Raw genomic sequence first — 19,286 nt, 5'->3', positions numbered from 1 at the left:
GGTGCGTGTACGAGGCTATATGTATTCGTTTTCAGAATGAAGCCACCCCTCACCTTAGGTAAGGGGTGGCATTCCATTACTTCTTCTGCGGAGCCAGACGGATGTTGAGCTCGCGAAGTTGTTTGTCGTCAACAACAGAAGGCGCACCCATCATCAGGTCCTGAGCCTGCTGGTTGAATGGGAAGAGAATGACGTCACGAATGGATTCAGTCTCTGCCAGCAGCATGACGATACGGTCGACGCCCGGTGCGATACCGCCGTGCGGAGGCGCACCATAGCGGAAGGCGTTCAGCATGCCGCCGAACTCTTCTTCAACGACCTCAGGTCCATAACCCGCCAGCTCAAAGGCTTTCAGCATGATGTCCGGGCGGTGGTTCCGGATCGCGCCTGAGGACAGCTCAACACCGTTACAAACGATGTCATACTGATAGGCCAGAAGGTCGAGTTTTTTCTCATCCGTATCGGCTGCTTCCAGCGCTTCCATACCACCTTGCGGCATGGAGAACGGGTTGTGAGAGAAGTCGATCTTCTTGTTGTCTTCGTCATACTCATACATCGGGAAGTCGACGATCCAGCAGAAGCGGAACACGTCTTTCTCAACGAGGTCTAGCTCTTCACCGATACGCAGACGCGCAGGACCAGCCAGTTTGTAAGCTGCTTCCTTCTTGCCCGCAGAGAAGAAGACACCGTCGCCATCTTCAAGGCCTGTTGCCTCGAGGAATGCTTTCAGGTGCTCAGGGTCGAAGTTCTTCAGGACAGGGTCCTGGCTGACAACGTTGCCACTCTCGTCCTTACGCAGACGCGCATAGCCGAGGCCCGGAGCCTGCATCTCTTTCTTCGCCCACTTATCGAAGTCGTCGAAGAATTTACGGGACTGGGTTTCCGTCGCCTTAGGTGCAGGGATCGCAATAACCTTGCCGCCGCCGTTTGTGATCTTCGCAAAGATAGAGAAGCCTGTTTTGCTCTCGTCTTTGAAGAAGTCAGTGACATCTTTTAGCTCGATCGGGTTACGCAGGTCCGGCTTGTCAGAACCGTACTTTTCCATAGCTTCACGGTATGGAATACGCGGGAAAGGACCTTCGGCCATATCGCGCTTTTTCCCATCCCAGCTCTGGAACTCGCGGAATACGCCAGCCATAACAGGTTCGATCGCCTGGAAGACATCTTCCTGCGTGACAAAGCTCATCTCGATATCGAGCTGGTAGAATTCGCCTGGAGAACGGTCAGCTCGTGCATCCTCATCGCGGAAACATGGTGCGATCTGGAAATAACGGTCAAAGCCGGACACCATGAGCAGCTGTTTGAACTGCTGGGGCGCCTGCGGCAGCGCGTAGAACTGGCCCGGGTGAAGACGTGACGGCACGAGGAAGTCGCGCGCACCTTCCGGAGAAGACGCTGTGAGGATTGGTGTCTGGTATTCAGTGAAACCCTGTTCGACCATACGGTTACGCAGAGATGCGATAACCTGACTACGCAGAACCATATTCTTGTGCAGACTATCACGACGCAGATCGAGATAGCGGTGCTTCAGACGAATATCTTCGGGATAGTCCGGTTCACCAAACACTGGCAGAGGCAGTTCGGAAGCTTCCGACTGAATATCGAGCGTCGCAACCTGAACTTCGATCTCACCTGTCGGCAGATTTTCGTTCACAGTTTCGCTGTCACGCGCAACGACTGTGCCTTCGATCGTGATGACACTTTCAACGCGAATCCGCTCAAGACGTTCAAAATTTTCGTTTGAAGGCGTTACGACACATTGCGTCAGACCATAATGATCGCGTAAGTCGACGAACAGGAGTCCTCCGTGGTCGCGTTTGCGGTGTACCCAGCCCGACAAGCGGACCGTGTCACCCACATGGGTTTGCCGTAGCGCGCCACAGGTGTGCGTCCGGTAGAGATGCATTTGAGGAAGACTCCGTTGATAAAATTATTCTGGCGCGCACACGACACAGGGCACCCTGCCTTGTCAAGCGAGTGAAAGGCAAACCTGCACATGAGCGACACGGATATCGCTGTAATCAAAGAACAAGGCGAACTCAACGCCTTCTGTGACGCACTTTCACAAAGCGACGTCATTTTTGTGGACACAGAATTCCACCGTGAAAGTACATACTGGCCGACCCTGTGTCTGATTCAGGCGGCTGGTGACGGCGTAGAGGGCATTATCGACCCCATGGTTGATGGGCTCGACCTCGCCCCATTCCTGAAATTAATGGGTGATGAGTCGATTGGAAAAGTCTTCCACGCTGCCCGCCAGGACATGGAAATTTTTTATCGGTTGATGGGCACGCCGCCATCCCCGATCTTTGACACGCAAATCGCCGCCATGGCGCTAGGTCTCGGTGATTCCATTTCTTACGAGAACCTGGTGTCGGGTCTGGCCGGTCAGCAGATCGACAAATCTTCACAGTTTACGGACTGGACGCGCCGCCCGCTAAGCCAGAAGCAGCTGAAATACGCGCTCGGCGATGTAACACACCTGCGCACGGTTTATGATCGCATGGCCGAAAAGCTGGATGCTAAAAACCGCTGGAGCTGGATCGAGGAAGAAAATCAGGCGCTGGCCGCGCCGAGTCTCTATGACACCGATCCTGAGAATGCGTGGAACCGGATGAAAATCCGCCGCCCGAAGAAAGATTATCTGGCTGTTCTCAAGAATGTGGCGATCTGGCGTGAACGCCTCGCGCAGGACCTTAACCGTCCGCGCAGCCGCATCCTCAAGGATGACGCGATACAGGAAATTTCCGACCAGCGCCCGCGCACAGCTGAAGCGCTGGAGCGTCTTCGCTCCGTTCCAAAGGGGTTTGCAAAATCCCGTCACGGCGCTGGCCTGCTTGATACCATCAACTACGCGCTGGACAATGTGGATGAAGTGGCCCCGCAGGTAGAAAAGCCTAAACATCGTTCAGCGTCGCCAGCTGGCGCGTCAGACCTTTTACGCGTCCTACTCAAACAGGTGTGCGATGATGAAAACGTCACGCCCCGCCTTGTCGCAAACGCGGCTGACCTTGAACGCATTGCATCAGGCGACGGCGATTCCACGGCTGTCATGTCCGGATGGCGCTATGACTTGTTTGGACGCCAGGCTGAAGATCTACTGCACGGCCGTCTCGCCATCACCTTCAATCAAGGTAAGGTCGAGTTGTTCGACACGTCTCAGGCGAGCAAAGCCTGAAGACTATCTGACATCGGCGTCCAGATTGAGCTGGGAAGCAAGATGCCCCAAACGCTTTCTCACGCCATCAGACATCAGGTTCTGGTGGCGTTTTTGTATGGTCAGCACGAGCTTACCGTCGCTGACGCCTAAAGACGCCCGCTTGAGTATTCTCTCAGTCCGTCCTGAAAACTCAGCGGCCAGTCGTATAATCAACGCTACAGTCTTTGCCCTGTCGATCTGTTCCGGCGTCAGAGCGTTCAGCTCCAGATCTGTGGGCTGAAATTTGCGCCAGTACCGAAACGCCGTAATCAACCCCAGATAAATGCGGGCCGGATGGTCTGCACCAGAATATGGGCCACGAAGCACAATCTGGCGTGCAATATCCGACCGGTGATCTGGGTGCATCGTCGCACCAATGTCCGCCAACAGAAACGCAGCTTCGTTCAATCGGTCTTCAGGCGCGTATTCTTCACCAAAAACAGGCGGAACACTGCTCAGGATCGGGGCTGAAAAATTGTGCAACTCGTTGGTAAAACCAGCCTGTCGAGAATCTTGTCGCGCTAGGCGTGCGACGCCGGCAAATAAGGGATCCAGGCACTGGATTTCCGCTTCCATGCCGCTGAAAACCAGACCTTCACGAACACCATTTGCGGAAACAACGACGTTTTCAGCCTTCGACATTTCAAGGACTGTTTTCAGCGTGAGCGCTGCATACTCGATAATCGGTGTTCGCTTGCCCGCCACGGACCGAATAACATCGTCAGGACGCTTTTTCGCGTCCATAAGGAGTTTGCAAAGCGAAATCATCTCTGACGACGGCACGACATAAGATTGAAGCACCTGAAGCGGATAATTATTAAGCGCCATATGAATACTGGCTATCGCGCGCCAAGCGCCACCTACTGTGTAGAAATTCCGGCATTTCGGCACCCCGCCCTGTGATTTCAGAATTTTTTTCACATGGCTGGAAAGGCTCGTCTTTTCGTCGGGCTGAAAAGCCTGCAGTGCGAATGGACCAAGCTTATAAGTTTTACCTTCGGAAAGCTCGCCTGCATCCGTCGTGATCAACTCAAGGCTCGAGCCCCCGAGGTCACCGATCAGACCTGTCGGCGCGCCCTGCCCCGCTACGACACCAAGCGCCGCATAATGAGCTTCCTCAGGGCCAGTGAGCACGCGCACAGGGAAACCGGATACACGCTCGATCTCTTCGCAGAACGCATCCCCGTCCTCGGCTTCACGTGTGGCCGCGGTGGCGATAGCGGTTACGTCATCTACGCCCAGAGAAGAACAGATGGCGGAATAGCGCGACAACGCCTGCAGCGCGGCTTCTACGCCTTCCAGTGAAAGACGCCCGGTGTCCGCCAAACCTCGTCCGAGACCCCCCATAACTTTTTCATTCAGGCGCGGAACGATACTGCGCCCGTCAATTTGATAAACGAGCAAGCGAACAGAGTTCGAACCGATATCAATAACGGCTTGCTGCCGGACAGCCTGCTTTCTGGAAAATCTCCACAAGACGGGTGGTCTGGCAATTCCTGTCGCCATTAAGCCTTGGCCTTCTTCGTTGCTTTCGGTGCCAGCTTAGGCGGCATTTCCATATCGAGCGCTTCGCCCCGACCTGACAAGCTCGGATACTCCATCAGATAGTCGTGCACGCTGAATGGTTCACCGTCAGGCAAAACGCGCTCATACGTGCCGTCCGATTGCAAAATCCAGCTCTGCGCATCATCGTTCAGGTTAGCGACCATAATCTGGTTGAGCACCTGACGTTTCACAGTTTCATTCTCTAACGGAACGAAGGCTTCAACGCGTCGATCAAGATTACGGTTCATCCAGTCCGCAGACGAAATGAAGACTTTGGCGTCACGTGATGGCAGCTCGTGTCCATTCGCAAAGCAGGCAATACGTGAGTGTTCAAGGAAACGCCCGACGACGCTTTTCACCCGGATATTCTCCGAGAGGCCCGGCACGCCCGGACGAAGTGAACAAATGCCGCGAATGACCAGCTCGATCGGCACGCCCGCCTGACTTGCGCGATAGAGCGCATCTATGACTTCGGCATGAACAAGCGAGTTCATCTTCACCCAAATACCGGAAGGCTTGCCGGCTTTAGCGTTGGCAATCTCGGCTTTGATCAATTTGATAATGTCGTTCTTCATGTTCAGCGGTGACATGGAGACCTTCTCCAGCATTGGAGGCTCAGCATAGCTCGTCACATAGTTGAAAATGCGACCTGCGTCCCGACCAAGCGCCTGATCATCCGTGAACAACGACAAATCAGTATAAATCTTGGCGGTAATCGGGTGGTAATTGCCAGTGCCGAAATGCGTATAAGTTCGAAGCTCTCCGCCTTCACGGCGCACGACCAGACTGATTTTGGCGTGCGTTTTGTACTCGATGAAGCCATAGACAACTTGAACACCGGCACGCTCCAGATCGCGCGCCCAGCGAAGGTTTGCCTCCTCATCAAAGCGCGCCTTGATTTCAACCAGCGCAGTGACGTTCTTACCAGCCTCGGCAGCTTCAACGAGCGCCGCAATAACCGGTGAGTTCTTACTTGTTCGATAGAGCGTTTGCTTGATGGCGATGACGTCAGGATCACGGGCAGCCTGTTTGATGAACTGCAGGACGACATCGAAGCTCTCATACGGATGATGGACAATCATGTCCTTCTGACGGATCGCGGCAAAACAGTCCCCGCCATTCTCACGCACACGTTCCGGGAAACGTGGTTCATAGGAATCAAAGGACAGTTCAGGGCGATCATCGGTGATCAGCTCGGAAAGCTGGGCCATGCCCAGAATCCCATCGACCTCAATAATGTCCTGATCTTCGGCACCGACGCCAGACACGATAAATTTCTTGAGGCTTTCATCAGCCCCGCGTTCGAGCTTCAGCCGAACAACGCGGCCCCGGCGGCGCTGCTTCAGCAGAATTTCAAATTCGCGAATGAGATCTTCGGCTTCCTCTTCAATCTCGATATCGCTGTCGCGCACAACACGGAATTCACAGCGGTTAAGGCAGCTAAAACCCGGGAAGATAATGTCGAGGAAAAGTTCCAGCATGCTTTCCAGCGATAGGAACCGAATGGACTTCTTCGTCTTCGGCGTCGCTGGCAGTCGGATAAACCGGTCTACCTGAGATGGGAGCGGCATAAGCGCCTTCATCATCTCGCCGGTTGTGTTGTTTTTCAGGTCCAGCGCAATCGCGAAGCCAAGGTTTGGGATAAACGGAAACGGGTGCGCCGGATCAACCGCCAGCGGCGTAATGATCGGAAAGATGTGGTCCATGAAATAGCTTTTCAGCCATGCCTTGTCCGCCTTGGTCACATCCTCGACTTCGAGCACATGAATGTCTTCCTGCTGAAGTCGTTTACGCAGCTCGTTCCAGCGGGTCTGCTGATCGGCCATTAGCCGCAGTGCAAGTTCATTCACCGACTGGAGCTGCTGCGCCGGCGTACGCCCATCCAGCCCCGGACGCGAGACACCTGCTCGGACCTGTTCACGAAGACCAGCCACGCGAACCATATAAAATTCGTCGAGGTTATTTGCCGAGATCGACAGGAACCGGAGCTGTTCGAGAAGCGGATGCTTGTCATTTGCCGCTTCTTCGAGAACTCGCTGATTAAAGCCAAGCCAGGAGAGTTCGCGGTCGATGAACCGTGATGGCGATGACAAGGTTATCGCCCGCGGTTCGGAAGAACCTGATTTATGCTCCGAACCGGATTTTGAAATGCTCATATCAGCCTCAAGACAATGGGTCAGACCTCGTCTGTTTCCCACTCTTCGATTAATTCGTTGAGAACGTCGCGAGCAAGCGGAATAGTCGCCGGACGTTTCGTTTCCGTCATTGCTCTGTCCAGACGATCAGCAAATGCTTCAATGGCCTGAAAGCTGCGATCAAGCCGCGGCTCGAGGAAAGACAGTGTTTCTTCGGGGATTCGTATGAACCTTCTGAGACAGGCAGCCCTTAAACGACGGATAAAGGCTTCATCGTCCATAGCCGGCAGCATGATCGTTGTCATGGCGGCAAGCCGTGAAACAAGGTCTGGCGGCGTGACATGCCAGACAGACGGCTGGCCGTGCCCGCCAATCAGAATTTTGACACCGCTCTCTTCTGCGAGATTGAGGATCGTCAGAAGGCTCGCGGACGCTTCGACACGATGGCAATCGTCCAGGCACAATGGATGACCGAGTAGGTCTGACAACGCCTTGGGGTCCAGATTTTCCCAATCCGCTGGAACAAGGTATCGGCCACCAACTTCTTTTGCCCAACTCTTCAGAATACTGGTGACGCCGGAATTCTCCGGCCCCGTCACGCACAACGTCGATTTGGGCCATTCCTGCCAGCGCCGAAGCACGCTGAGCGACTGTTGCCCCTGATCATCAGAGAACAACGCATCCAACGGCAAAATCGGCGATGGGAAAGCGAGTTTGAATTGCTCACCCGGCATAATCAATCAGCCCTAAAACTGGCGGCTGCCGCCATATTCGATCACCCAGCCATCCGGCGAAGATAACAGATTAATGCCGCGCTGACTGAATTCGGTACGCAGGCGCTCTTCGCTTCCTGCGTAGGTGAAAGAAACCAGCGCTCCGTCGCGCGCGATAGCGTCAACACGGAAACCGGAAATCAGCGGTGAGTTCGACATAGCAGAGCGCATCGCATTCCAGCTGCGCTGATCGGAAAAACGCGCCACGGCGGTGCTGTCTGTTCGCGCTTCATCGCTTCGAACAATGGACTGACTCTTCCAGGCGGCGTCCATATATGCCGATGCCTCAGCAACAGCCTCTTCGAGAGTTGCAACTGAGCGGGTACGGCCGATGACGGTTTGTCCCGCCGCCGTCATACGCGTGAGGTTTACGGCGTAATCGCCCTCTGTACCGACAAGACCCGCAAAAATAGCGCCTGTAGCGCCCACAGAGCGCACTTCCGGTGCAACTGCGGACCAATCTGCGACTGAAGAGCGAGGACGCTGAGACGTCGTGTAAGGGCTCAGAGCGCCTTCATCAGATCGCGGCCACACTGCAGCCCATTCAGCCACGGGCGCCGCACTCGCTGAAACAGGGACAAGCAAAACTCGCGACGCCTGCTGATCGATGAATGGCACGCCGCGCTGAGACAGCTGCGCTCGCAGACGGATCGGGTTGTAAACAACTGACAGCTCTGCACGATAAACAGTTGTCGAACGGCGTTCGTTATCAACGTCTACCGCCGCAGCCAGTTCGTTGGCATTTGAATAGCTGTAGAAATCCTCGCCAAGCAGCGCACGATCTTCTTCCAGGGTCAGACGCTCGATCAGACGGTACAAACCAATGATTTTGGCTTCGGCTACCGCCTGCGCTTCGGCTTCTCGCGTCGTATTCGCTGTGCGATCCACTGGAATGTTGGAAATCGTGTATACATCACGCAGATCAGCGTGAGCTGACGTCGCGCCCATGAAAAGCGCAATGACTGCGCTCAGCAATACGGAAATCTTTTTCATACGACTCGTCCTAGCAGTCATTTATTCAAGTTTAAAGACAGAGAATATGGCGAGAACAGGGAAGCCATGCTAACGGGGCCTTCATGACAGATTCCTCTCCTATGACCTACCGCCAGGCAGGCGTTGACATCGATGCAGGCAATGAGCTGGTCGACAAGATCAAACCGCTGGCAAAATCGACTTTCCGTACGGGCGTTGCATCCGACCTCGGCGGCTTTGGTGGCCTCTTCGATCTGAAGGCTTGCGGGTATGATGATCCCGTACTGGTTTCAGGTACAGATGGCGTAGGCACTAAGCTGCTGCTGGCTCAGGAAGCTAATTTCCATACGACGATTGGTATCGACCTCGTTGCCATGTGTGTGAATGACGTTCTGGCACAGGGCGCTGAACCGCTCTTCTTCCTCGACTATTTTGCCACTGGCAAATTGGAGACGGATACGGCTGCTGAGGTAGTTGCAGGTATCGCTGAAGGCTGCCGCCAGAGCGGATGCGCACTTATTGGTGGTGAGACAGCCGAAATGCCGAGCATGTATGCGCCGGGCCATTATGACCTTGCAGGCTTCGTCGTTGGCGCGGTCGAACGCGCTAACATTCTTCCGAAAATGGATCAGATGGCCGACGGCGACGCACTTATTGCGATTTCGTCTTCCGGGCCGCACTCCAACGGTTATTCCCTCATCCGCAAAATCGTCGAGCGGTCAGGCCTCGAACTTTCGGCAGACGCGCCATTCGCTGAAGGCAAATCGCTTGGCGAAGCCCTGCTGACGCCAACCAAGCTTTACGTAAAATCCGTTCTGCCGCTCATCAAATCCGGCCACATTAAAGGCCTCGCTCACATTACCGGCGGCGGCGTGACCGAGAACCTGCCGCGTATGCTGCCGGATACACTGGTGCCGGTTCGCGACGGTGATGACTACACGCCGCCAGCTGTATTTGAATGGATGCAGTCCGTCGGCAATGTCGAAGATGCTGAAATGTGGCGTACGTTCAATATGGGCATCGGTATCATCCTCGCGGTCGCGCCTGAGAAGGTCGAAGAAGTTCTGGCGGCCCTCCGCTTCAACGGCGAAGACGCCTTCCTGTATGGACATTTGAAGAATGCCTGAGCGTGAAGAACCGGTCCGCCTGGCGATTTTCATTTCCGGCCGCGGCTCCAACATGAAAACTTTGGTGGAAGCCTGTCTCGACGGAGACGTGGTGGCAAAACCGGTTCTCGTGCTATCTAATTCCTATTCTGCTGCTGGCCTTGAATGGGCCAGTGAGCAAGGTCTGCCAATCGCGGCGATTGATCACCGCGCGTACGACGACCGCGAGTCTTTTGAGAAAGATGTTCAGCAGACGCTCGAACTTCACAATGTGGAGTTCATCGCGCTCGCCGGATTTATGCGCGTTCTGACAAGCTGGTTCACCGAGCAATGGGAAGGCCGGATGATCAACATCCACCCGTCCCTTCTGCCGAAATATCCAGGTCTGCACACGCACAAGCGTGCCATTGAGGCCGGAGACGCCGAAGCAGGCTGTTCCGTGCACTGGGTCACCGAAGGCGTGGATGAAGGCGCTGTGATCGATCAGGAGCGCGTTGCAATTCAGGAAGGCGACACGCCAGATACATTGGCCGAGCGTGTCCTCGAGCGAGAGCATATCCTATACCCGCGCGCCCTCGCTAAAGCGATTGAGGACTTCCTTGACCGCGAAGCTGAAGACGAAGCCGAAGCTTAGGCGCGGCTTCCTTCTGTCCCTCTTTCCCTGTCACGCCAGGCGCGTCCAAGTACGCTGAACGCCATGCGCAACAGAATGAGCGCGAGTACACCAATCGCAGGATCGCCAATCGCAAGCAGCGCGAAGGCGCCTGCAAACACACCAACATGCAGCACAATGATGCGGCCGTAAGGGGAGAACATTTCTTCCTGCGGCGACGCATAGTCATGCTGCCGATTTGGCCAATAGTCCATAACCGCGGCGATGAGCTGAAAAGCAAAGATAAGCCCCATCGCATAGAGCGCCGCCGGATAGGCCATCACAATAGCACCAAGCATCTCCATGATCGCATCAGGCCCTGGAGGCCCGATCCCAATCTCAACTCCAGGCAGATTGATGAATGAAAACAGAAACACGCCGTGCCCGAAGCAGAACATGCCGTAATGTACGCTGAAAAACGCTGCCAGAAAAAAGCCAAACACTGAGCCAAAATTACCGAGACCCACAATCGACGATGCAATAATCCGGAGAAATGTGACCACGCCAATAATCACATTCTCTGCCCAGTAGAGCAGAACCAAAGGCGCTGCGCCCCAACCGAAGAAAAACACCAGAATGACAGGCACAAAGTCCACAGAGATGGCGAGCCATGTCAGCGGATCTTTGATAGCTGCCTGCCAGAAGCTCGGGCGCAGATATTGAATCATAGAAGTGTCCCCTGCCGCAACATTACGGCAAGGGCACAAGTTTGCAATTCACCCGTTCAGGGGAAAAGACGTTTAAGCTGGCTCGGCCCAGAGGTCGTAATGATCTGCGCCAACGACGCGCGCTTCCACGATCATGCCCGGCTCCAGCTCTCCGCCTTCGGCGAGCTCTACAGTGCCGTCAATCTCAGGCGCATCAGCTTTGGTCCGGCCAATAGCGACGTCACGGTCTTCGTCAACGCTATCAACAATGACATCAACGATCTTGCCAATCTGCGCTTTGGAGCGTTCTGCAGAAATTTCCGCCTGAACTTCCATGAAGCGATGCCAGCGTTCTTCCTTGACCTCTTCAGGCACGTGATCGTCCAGCGCGCGGCTTTCGGCATGCTCGACGTTTTCGTACTTAAAGCAGCCCGCGCGGTCGATTTTCGCTTCGCGCATCCAATCGAGCAGAAACTCGAACTGTTCCTCTGTTTCACCCGGAAAGCCGACAATGAAAGTCGAACGGATTGTGAGGTCCGGCACATCCTTGCGCCACTGAAGAATACGCTCGAGCGCTTTTTCTCCGCCCTGACCCGGGCGACGCATGCGCTTCAGAACATCGTTGTGGGCGTGCTGGAACGGAATATCGAGGTAAGGCAGGACATGACCTTCCGCCATAAGCGGCATGACTTTGTCGACGTGCGGATACGGATACACATAGTGCAGGCGAACCCAGGCATCGAGCGTGCCGAGACCTTTGCAGAGATCGAAGAAACGCGTCTGGTATTCTTCGTCCTTCCACATGCGTGGCTCGTATTTCACATCAAGGCCGTACGCCGACGTGTCCTGACTGATCACCATCAGCTCCTGAACACCTGCATTCACCAGCTGCTCTGCTTCGCGCAGGACATGATCGATCGGGCGGGATACTAGGTCACCGCGCAGTTTCGGAATGATGCAGAAGCTGCACTTGTTGTGGCAACCTTCTGAGATTTTCAAATAGGCATAATGGCGCGGCGTGAGGCGCAGGCCAGTTTCCGGAACAAGGTCGAGATATTTGTTAGGTGGCGGCGCAACGTTCTCGTGCACCGCATTCATGACCTGCTCGTACTGATGCGGACCTGTGATCGCCAGAACCTTAGGGTGGCGCTCACGGATAACATCCGGCTCGGCCCCCAGACAGCCTGTCACGACGACTTTGCCGTTTTCGGCAATTGCTTCGCCAATTGCATCAAGGCTTTCGTCCCGCGCAGAGTCGAGGAAGCCACATGTATTTACGAGAACGAGGTCCGCGCCCTTATAGTCCGGCGCAATCGCATAGCCTTCAGCGCGCAGACGGGTCACGATACGCTCGGAATCAACAAGCGCTTTCGGGCAGCCGAGAGAGACGATGCCTACTTTCGGCTGCGAGTTTGTTTCTACAGGTGCATTGACGGTCATAACGGCCTCAGTTTCCGGGGAGCGCGCGGCTGTACCTGAAAATGGCCGGTTTGAAAACCATCACGCTTCAGCAAGAACGCCCTTTTCGATCAGGTAAGTCTTCAGCTCACCCTCTTCGAACATTTCTTTTACAATATCGCATCCGCCAACAAACTCACCTTTTACGTAAAGCTGAGGAATCGTAGGCCAGTTCGAGAACTGTTTGATGCCTTCACGGATTTCCATGTCTTCGAGCACGTTCACAGACTCATAATCTACCTGAAGATAGTTCAGAATCTGGGACACAACGGAAGAAAATCCGCACTGCGGGAAGGTCGGTGTGCCCTTCATATACAGCATGACGTCGTTCTTATCGACCTGAGAGCGGATTGTGTCCTGAACACTCATGAAAGTTCTCCTTAAAACCTATCGCGGAAGTGAGGCTTTTGAACTGAAATATCAAGGCCTGTTGCCGCAAATGTTAGCGCAGTGCAGCAATTTGCCTGATGCCATCCCGCATGGATATCCTGGCCTGCCACCCCTCGGCGGCTGGCCAGGTCTGCAAGCGATCGGCATCTGCGCGCCTGATCTGTGCATCGGAAAGGTCCGCGCCCTGCCCCCTAATCTTACGGACAAGCTGCAAAATTATGTCTGGGACACGAACAGTTACGACAGGTCCGGATACCTCTTCGGAGATTATCCGGTAAATCTCTTTCATCTGATGAACTTCGGGCCCACCCGCCCCGACTTTCGATAAAGGCTGGGACTGGTTCTTAAGGACATGGATCGTCAACAACGCAAGATCATCATAGTGCACTGGCTGCTGACGCGCTGTACCCGCCCCCATCAAAGGCAGAACCCGGAACCGCTCGGCGAGGCCAATCAAACGACCAATATTCCCGTCACTACGGTTTCCATAGATCATGCACGGGCGGATGATGGCGAGCTTACCGCCCGACATTGTAGAAACAGTCTCTTCTTCAGCGCGCAACGCAGCATAGACCGGAGACTCAAAATCGATCCCGACATTATTTGAAGAAAACAGGATAAGATGCGCAGAGCTTCCGTTCGCCCTCATCTGGCGCGCGGTCGGTCCACTGCTCGAAAGAATCGGGCAGAAAACGATCTGTTCGCAATCAGCGAGCACTTTCGCTGCATTTTCCGGCGCATCGAGATCAAGCGTTCGGATCTCAACACCTGCCATACCTTCCGCCCATTCTAGTTTGGACGGATCGCGAGAGGTCAGAACAATGTCGTGCCCGTTAGCGTCCGTGCGGAGCAAATCGAAAATAGCGCGACCAAGCGCTCCAGATACTCCGATGATCGCTGTTTTCACAAAACCGCCTTACGCTGGCGCAGACGTTTTGAGCTGCAACGCGTGCAGAACGCCGCCCATTTTGCCATCCAGCGCAGCATAAACCATCTGGTGCTGCGCCACGCGCGGCTTACCGCGGAAGCTTTCAGAGACAATTTTCGCGCTCCAGTGATCATCATCACCTGCGAGATCTGTCAGTTCTATCTCAGCGTCCGGAAAAGCCTCACGAAGCATTGTTTCCAGTGTGTTGCGATCCATTGCCATGTCAGTTCACCTGTGCGCCGAAGTCATTGATAAGTTTCTGCAGAGCCAGATGCCCATTGCTGATTTCCAGCGCAAGGGCAGGATCCGCAAAATCTGCTGCGCTCAGGGTTTCACGATAATGGGCGCGCACCCAATCCTGCAGCGCGTTAATCTTCTGATCATCCAGCAAAAACGCATGATTCACGCCGCGAAGCTGCTCTTCGGTCAGCACGACACGCAGACGCAGACACGCTGGGCCACCACCATTTCGCATGGACTGACGCACATCTACATAGTGAACACGCCCGATGGGCCCGTTGCTCTTCGTCATCGCCTCACAGAACAGACGCGTGCTTTCTGTCTCTTCGGTCTCAGTCGGCGCAATCAGCACAAGGCGATCCTCGCCCGGCATTTTAACAAGCTGGGAATTGAACAGATAGGATTTGATCGCGTCTTTGAGAGGGACTTCAGCATCCGGCACCTCAACAACGTTCAAGTCGAACAATCCTTCGCCAGCTTTCGCGATGGCATCATAGGCGGCCGCTTTGTCTTCAAATGCCAGCTCATGCGTGAACAGCGTGTTTAGCGACCCAACGCTGACAACGTCATTATGGAAAGCGCCTGCATCAATCGCCTGACGCGACTGACGGATGTAAACTGTACGCTCCGGCTTCAGCCCGTGCATGGCAGCAATGCGCTCGGATGCGAGCCTTGTCTGACGCGTGGGGAAGCCCGCTGTATCTTCACTGGCTTCACGACCATAAACGAACACTTCCACGCCCTCCGCACCATGGTCAGCACACAGGCGCACATGGTTTGCAGCGCCTTCATCAGAGAAGTTTGAATGCTCTGGCAGAGCTTCATGCACTGCAAACTGCCCCATATCCGCGAATATGGTTTGCAAGTTCCGGAACGTGTCAGGGTGCTCCAGGCTACGGTGTAGCATTGTTGAGAGGTTTGCGGGCGTCAGATGCAGCTTACCGTCCTGCGTATCAGCTGAAGGTGAAACCGTCGCGGCATTTGCCGCCCACATGGAACTCGCAGAATATGCCGTCTTCAAAAGCGATGGCGCCTCATTAGCGGCAGCTTTGATCATATCTTCCTGACTACCGGTGAAGCCGGCACGCTTAAGGAAAGTCATGTTTGGACGCATAAGCGGCGGCAGGAATCCTTGCTTCAGCCCGGCCTTGTAAAGCGTCCGCATTTTCTCAAGCCCTTGCAGCGCGGCTTCCTGCGGACGGGAAACCTCACCGGCATTGTTAGAGCTCGCGAGATTACCATCAGACAGACCGCCATAATTGTGCGTCGGTCCGATCAGGCCATCAAAATTGACTTCATAAGGCTCACTCATTTCGGGAACCCCTGCGCACTCATACGTTCAGGCGCATCTGCAATCTGGCTCGCCTGCGGCCATGCGCAATAATCTGCGGCATACCAGGCACTAGGTCTGTGGTTACCCGAAATACCCGGTCCGCCAAATGGAAGCGCCGATGACGCCCCTGCGGTCGGTCGATTAAAGTTCAGAATACCGGCACGCATGCTAATATGCGCTTCGTTCCAAAGCGCAGCATTATCGCTGATCAGGCCACCTGCGAGGCCATACTGCGTATTGTTGGCAATGCGCAGCGCATCCTCGAAAGACTTTGCACGGTAGACCTGCAAAAACGGCCCGAACAGCTCTTCATCTGGCGGATTCGCAGCATCCGTCATGTCTATGATGCCCGTCGAAACGAAGGCATCACCAATTGGAAGTTTCTCAAGCTTTTTCAGAGGTTTACCGCCCGCTTCCTCAAGCTTCTGTTGAAAGACGAGCGCGCCGTCTGCGGCCCGGTCATTTACGAGCGAACCCATGAAGACGCCGTCTTCATCCCACTTGCCGATCTTCACGCCTTCGGCGCGTGCCAGCACCGCCTGAACCAGCGCCTCGCCTTCAGCGCCGTCCGGCACGATGAGACGACGTGCACAGGAACAGCGTTGGCCGCTTGTCAGATACGCAGACTGCGCGGCGATATCAGCCGCCGCTTCAACATCAGCAAATTCCCAGCCAATAAGCGGATTATTCCCGCCCATTTCCAGTGCAAGCATAACCTCAGGACGACCACCAAACTTCTTATGGATAAAAGTGCCCGTAGCTGCCGAACCGGTGAACAAAACGCCGTCCAGATCGCCATCCAGAAGCGCAGCGCCCGTATCGCGCGCGCCCTGAACAAGATTCAGAACGCCAGCGGGCAGTCCCGCCTTTTCCATCGCTTTGACAAGCAATTCACCCGTCGCAGGTGCAAACTCGGAGGGTTTGAAAACAATTGTATTGCCAGCAAGAAGTGCGGGCACGATATGTCCGTTCGGCAGGTGTCCCGGGAAGTTAAACGGCCCCATAACAGCCATGACACCGTGCGGACGGTGTACCAGTTCGGACCGGCCAAACGCTGTGTCAGATACAGTATTTCCGGTACGGTCCTCATAGGATTTGATCGAGAGCTCGACCTTGCCCTTCATCGCGCCGAGCTCTGTGCGTGTTTCCCAAAGCACTTTGCCGACTTCCCGGGAAATCGTAGTCGGCAGCTCGTCCGCCATCTCATCCAGCACGGACGCATACTTGCGCAAAATCTCCACACGCTCCGCAAGCGGCGTACGCGCCCAGCCGAGAAAGGCGCCACGAGCCGCTTTATAGGCTTCAGAGACATCTGCAGGCGATGCGCTTTTGCCTGCCCACACAATTTCGCCTGTTGCCGGATCAGTCGATTGAAGCTCCGGCCCCGCGCCGGAAATCCATTGCCCTGCGATAAAGAGAGACATGCCTATTCCTTTGTCCAGATACGCCCTTGATGCCCCGGCTTGATCTTCAGTGCATCGAATACGGCTTGGTCCATCACAGCAACGCTGTCCGAGCGAGTATCAATTTTCGCCCACGCTGTGCGGAAGTTTTCAAGTGAGTCTGTTGAGACGAGAGCATTCTTTGCACGGTCTTCCGGTACGCCCAGCTCAAACGTAACCACGCGCGATTCGCGAATCGTACGGATATTTTTCCGCTGCGTAGAAACCTGCGGACCACCGTCAAAAATATCGACAACGCGCTCGAAGCGAAACCCTTCCCATTCGAGGAGCTTCATCGCGCCAATACCTTCGACGTGACAGCGACCGATCACTTCACGCGCCTCTGGCGGCAGAAGGTCCACATAGATCGGATATTTCGGCATCAGATCCATGATGAACTGGCCATCGGTGACGCCTGATTGATAGTCTGCTTCCTGAAAATCCATATCAAAGAAGCAACGTCCGACGCCTTCCCAGAATGGCGAAATACCGTTCGGGTTCACAACGCCGCGCAGCTCCGCCAAAACCATCTCGCCGAACTCGTCAGGCGCTGCGGCCATTAGCAAATAACGCGATTGCGCTGCCAGACGCCCTGCCCGATGCGGCCCTCCCCTGAATTCTTTCTTCAGGAACAGCGTACCCACTTCGGTATAGCCCATGAACTCGTTGGTCAGGACGAGTGCATCCATGCTGAACCGGCGGTCGACAACCGTAGAAGACTGCAAAATCGTGATGATACGATAGTTGAAGAAAGGACGGTTCATACCGATGCCCGCCTTCACGGCGCAGCAACCAGCCACCTCCCCCGTCTCGCTGTCTTCCATTATCAGAAGAAACTTGCCTTGCTGGGGCGCATCAGGGCTGCCCGAAAAGGCTTTTTCAGAGGCCTGAAGGCGTTTACGAATCAAACCTTCATCTACCGGCAGGCTCGTAAAGCCCGGCCCCGACAGCTCCGCCAGCTCCATCATATCGTCGAAATCGTCCAGCTGTGACGGTCGCATGATCAGCATGCTCATGAGTTTCCTTCCATGAGTTTCTTGATCTGGTGAGCGTCCATGCGCCCTTCTGCCAGACGACAGAGAATAAGCGCTGACAGAGAAGCGCGCTCTTCGAAACTATCGGTCACTACAAATTCTTCGGTAGAGTGGATACGTCCACCGCGAACGCCCAGCGTATCAATGTTGGGCACACCCGCTGCGAACACATTATTGCCCTCACAAACACCGCCAGTCGACACCCACCTCAATTCAAGCCCGAGCGCACGTCCAGTTTCCTGAACGCCACTGAACAAGGCCTGCTGCGCAGCGTTGAACGGTTTAGGCGGCCTGTAAAATCCACCATGTATATGAGCTGAAATGCCATCCATCTCATTCAGACCGCTTACGAGCTTGTCGATATTTTCCTGAGCCCAGTCAGTCGCCGGTTGATCCGGAACGCGGACATTGAAGCGTATAACGGAAAGGTCTGGCACCTGATTATTAGGACCACCGCCCTCAACCTTTCCTGTGTTGAAGGTAACACCATCACGAACACCGTTCAGGTTCTCCAAAGCGACCACAAATTTCGCTGCCGCTAGTACCGCACTTCGTCCGTCGGCGTGCGCACGTCCAGCATGAGCCGAGATGCCTTTAACAACGAGGCTGAAATTGCCACTGCCTTTGCGTTCACCTGCAAAGTCACCACTCTCCAACGCTGGCTCGTACGTCATCCCGACATGTGCACCGAGCGCGGTTTCATGAATAATCTCCGCACTTACAGGATTGCCGATCTCCTCGTCCGGGGAGATCACAATGCGATAGCCGATCTGGCCCGCGACATCCGAGGTTTCAAACGCGCGAAGTGCTTCGGTCATTACAATGAGACCGCCCTTCATGTCCGCCAGGCCTGGTCCATTCAGCTTGCCCTCTCCGATGTCAGTCACATCGTCAAAATCTGCTGAGGGCGGGAAAACGGTATCATAGTGTCCCGTGAAGACGATCTGAACCGGGGCATCCGGTCTACAAACATGACAGATCACGGGTCCTGTCGGATGCCCTGTTTCCTTACCTTGAGCAGAGATCTGCGGAATGTCGCCGCGATCAACCAATTCGGTGTCGCCCGGCAGCACTGAAAGACGTTCGGAAATCAAAGGCACCATCTTGCGGAGACCTTCTGTATTCCAGCTACCTGAATTCACACGCGACCAATCAACAGTCAGCGCGCACATCTCATCACCTTTGCCCGCGATCTGCGCTAGCACCTGTTTATCAGTCTCATTGAGCTGATCGAGCATGCATACCTTTCCAGTTCAAAACGTTGCGACAGGATTTGGAGCCAATGGCGGCGGGGAGCCACAAAAGGCTTTCACGCGAATCCGGATCGCTAGAAATCAAAGAGGAAACGTAAGATGGCGCGCGTCGCAGATAAAGCCGTAACCGACAAAATCTTTCACGGAGTGACGGGTTCAGCGCAATAAAAAACGGCCCG

At 54.9% G+C, this 19,286-nt stretch carries 17 protein-coding genes; 3 read left to right on the top strand and 14 right to left on the bottom strand.

Going from position 1 to position 19,286, the window contains the following annotated elements; translation table 11 throughout:
• Positions 1-76 precede the first annotated feature (76 nt).
• Entirely contained in the window at positions 77-1,906 is a 1,830-nt protein-coding gene (gene aspS / locus G523_RS0111085; RefSeq protein WP_022695135.1) for an aspartate--tRNA ligase, read from the bottom strand.
• A gap of 90 nt (positions 1,907-1,996) precedes the next feature.
• Here aspS and rnd point away from each other — a divergent pair, with 90 nt between their 5' ends.
• Complete coding sequence (gene rnd, locus G523_RS0111080; protein ID WP_022695134.1) at positions 1,997-3,178, top strand: ribonuclease D; 1,182 nt, start codon at positions 1,997-1,999, stop codon at positions 3,176-3,178.
• A gap of 3 nt (positions 3,179-3,181) precedes the next feature.
• Here the strand turns inward: rnd and G523_RS19055 are convergent, their stop codons facing one another.
• From G523_RS19055 to G523_RS20390, 4 genes are read right to left on the bottom strand one after another with little or no spacing between them, the layout of a single operon-like run.
• The gene (locus G523_RS19055; protein ID WP_081648768.1) at positions 3,182-4,705 is read right to left on the bottom strand and encodes a Ppx/GppA phosphatase family protein; all 1,524 of its coding nucleotides are present in this window, start codon (positions 4,703-4,705) and stop codon (positions 3,182-3,184) included.
• Positions 4,705-6,900, bottom strand: a complete 2,196-nt coding sequence (locus G523_RS0111070) for an RNA degradosome polyphosphate kinase (RefSeq protein WP_022695132.1) — start codon at positions 6,898-6,900, stop codon at positions 4,705-4,707. The genes G523_RS19055 and G523_RS0111070 overlap by 1 nt, the downstream gene beginning before the upstream one ends.
• A 20-nt stretch (positions 6,901-6,920) precedes the next feature.
• Complete coding sequence (locus G523_RS0111065) at positions 6,921-7,613, bottom strand: HdaA/DnaA family protein (protein ID WP_022695131.1); 693 nt, start codon at positions 7,611-7,613, stop codon at positions 6,921-6,923.
• 12 nt (positions 7,614-7,625) lie between these two features.
• Entirely contained in the window at positions 7,626-8,645 is a 1,020-nt protein-coding gene (locus G523_RS20390; protein ID WP_022695130.1) for a hypothetical protein, read from the bottom strand.
• An 83-nt stretch (positions 8,646-8,728) separates the two neighbouring features.
• On the opposite strand from G523_RS20390, the gene purM reads away from it, so the two are divergent.
• Both purM and purN read left to right on the top strand, forming a co-directional pair.
• The gene (gene purM / locus G523_RS0111055; protein WP_022695129.1) at positions 8,729-9,751 is read left to right on the top strand and encodes a phosphoribosylformylglycinamidine cyclo-ligase; all 1,023 of its coding nucleotides are present in this window, start codon (positions 8,729-8,731) and stop codon (positions 9,749-9,751) included.
• Positions 9,744-10,364, top strand: a complete 621-nt coding sequence (gene purN, locus G523_RS0111050) for a phosphoribosylglycinamide formyltransferase (protein ID WP_022695128.1) — start codon at positions 9,744-9,746, stop codon at positions 10,362-10,364. The genes purM and purN overlap by 8 nt, the downstream gene beginning before the upstream one ends.
• On the opposite strand, the gene G523_RS19045 is transcribed toward purN, so the two are convergent.
• The 9 genes from G523_RS19045 to G523_RS0111005 form a co-directional block, all read right to left on the bottom strand.
• Positions 10,361-11,050 (bottom strand): DUF6498-containing protein, encoded by a 690-nt coding sequence (locus G523_RS19045; RefSeq protein WP_022695127.1) that lies wholly within the window; start codon positions 11,048-11,050, stop codon positions 10,361-10,363. The genes purN and G523_RS19045 overlap by 4 nt on opposite strands.
• 72 nt (positions 11,051-11,122) lie before the next feature.
• Positions 11,123-12,469, bottom strand: coding sequence for a 30S ribosomal protein S12 methylthiotransferase RimO (rimO, locus tag G523_RS0111040; RefSeq protein ID WP_022695126.1), 1,347 nt, complete (start codon positions 12,467-12,469; stop codon positions 11,123-11,125).
• A 60-nt stretch (positions 12,470-12,529) separates the two neighbouring features.
• Positions 12,530-12,856: a Grx4 family monothiol glutaredoxin gene (grxD, locus tag G523_RS0111035; protein ID WP_022695125.1), complete on the bottom strand. Its 327-nt coding sequence runs from the start codon at positions 12,854-12,856 to the stop codon at positions 12,530-12,532.
• Positions 12,857-12,929: 73 nt separating this feature from the next.
• The gene (locus G523_RS0111030) at positions 12,930-13,784 is read right to left on the bottom strand and encodes an NAD-dependent epimerase/dehydratase family protein (protein WP_022695124.1); all 855 of its coding nucleotides are present in this window, start codon (positions 13,782-13,784) and stop codon (positions 12,930-12,932) included.
• A 9-nt stretch (positions 13,785-13,793) separates the two neighbouring features.
• Positions 13,794-14,027 (bottom strand): BolA/IbaG family iron-sulfur metabolism protein, encoded by a 234-nt coding sequence (locus tag G523_RS0111025; protein WP_022695123.1) that lies wholly within the window; start codon positions 14,025-14,027, stop codon positions 13,794-13,796.
• Position 14,028: 1 nt separating this feature from the next.
• On the bottom strand, positions 14,029-15,357 hold the full coding sequence (locus G523_RS0111020; protein ID WP_022695122.1) for an N-succinylarginine dihydrolase: 1,329 nt from the start codon (positions 15,355-15,357) through the stop codon (positions 14,029-14,031).
• Positions 15,354-16,808: a succinylglutamate-semialdehyde dehydrogenase gene (astD, locus tag G523_RS0111015; RefSeq protein ID WP_407674752.1), complete on the bottom strand. Its 1,455-nt coding sequence runs from the start codon at positions 16,806-16,808 to the stop codon at positions 15,354-15,356. The genes G523_RS0111020 and astD overlap by 4 nt, the downstream gene beginning before the upstream one ends.
• Positions 16,805-17,836, bottom strand: a complete 1,032-nt coding sequence (locus G523_RS0111010) for an arginine N-succinyltransferase (RefSeq protein ID WP_022695120.1) — start codon at positions 17,834-17,836, stop codon at positions 16,805-16,807. Before G523_RS0111010 ends, astD begins: the two co-directional genes overlap by 4 nt.
• Entirely contained in the window at positions 17,833-19,092 is a 1,260-nt protein-coding gene (locus G523_RS0111005) for a hydrolase (RefSeq protein ID WP_022695119.1), read from the bottom strand. Before G523_RS0111005 ends, G523_RS0111010 begins: the two co-directional genes overlap by 4 nt.
• Positions 19,093-19,286 lie beyond the last annotated feature (194 nt).

It is taken from the genome of Ponticaulis koreensis DSM 19734 (assembly GCF_000420665.1).
Classification (GTDB): Bacteria; Pseudomonadota; Alphaproteobacteria; order Caulobacterales; family Hyphomonadaceae; genus Ponticaulis; species Ponticaulis koreensis.
This window is presented reverse-complemented; position numbering and strand designations above follow the sequence as displayed.

Coding starts and splice junctions, on each gene's coding strand:
- G523_RS0111020 (WP_022695122.1), bottom strand. CDS start 15,357: ATGAGTGAGCCTTATGAAGTCAATTTTGATGGCCTGATCGGACCGACG.
- G523_RS20390 (WP_022695130.1), bottom strand. CDS start 8,645: ATGAAAAAGATTTCCGTATTGCTGAGCGCAGTCATTGCGCTTTTCATG.
- rimO (WP_022695126.1), bottom strand. CDS start 12,469: ATGACCGTCAATGCACCTGTAGAAACAAACTCGCAGCCGAAAGTAGGC.
- G523_RS19055 (WP_081648768.1), bottom strand. CDS start 4,705: ATGGCGACAGGAATTGCCAGACCACCCGTCTTGTGGAGATTTTCCAGA.
- purM (WP_022695129.1), top strand. CDS start 8,729: ATGACAGATTCCTCTCCTATGACCTACCGCCAGGCAGGCGTTGACATC.
- grxD (WP_022695125.1), bottom strand. CDS start 12,856: ATGAGTGTTCAGGACACAATCCGCTCTCAGGTCGATAAGAACGACGTC.
- G523_RS0111005 (WP_022695119.1), bottom strand. CDS start 19,092: ATGCTCGATCAGCTCAATGAGACTGATAAACAGGTGCTAGCGCAGATC.
- rnd (WP_022695134.1), top strand. CDS start 1,997: ATGAGCGACACGGATATCGCTGTAATCAAAGAACAAGGCGAACTCAAC.
- G523_RS0111065 (WP_022695131.1), bottom strand. CDS start 7,613: ATGCCGGGTGAGCAATTCAAACTCGCTTTCCCATCGCCGATTTTGCCG.
- G523_RS0111010 (WP_022695120.1), bottom strand. CDS start 17,836: ATGAGCATGCTGATCATGCGACCGTCACAGCTGGACGATTTCGACGAT.
- aspS (WP_022695135.1), bottom strand. CDS start 1,906: ATGCATCTCTACCGGACGCACACCTGTGGCGCGCTACGGCAAACCCAT.
- G523_RS19045 (WP_022695127.1), bottom strand. CDS start 11,050: ATGATTCAATATCTGCGCCCGAGCTTCTGGCAGGCAGCTATCAAAGAT.
- G523_RS0111025 (WP_022695123.1), bottom strand. CDS start 14,027: ATGGCAATGGATCGCAACACACTGGAAACAATGCTTCGTGAGGCTTTT.
- purN (WP_022695128.1), top strand. CDS start 9,744: ATGCCTGAGCGTGAAGAACCGGTCCGCCTGGCGATTTTCATTTCCGGC.
- G523_RS0111070 (WP_022695132.1), bottom strand. CDS start 6,900: ATGAGCATTTCAAAATCCGGTTCGGAGCATAAATCAGGTTCTTCCGAA.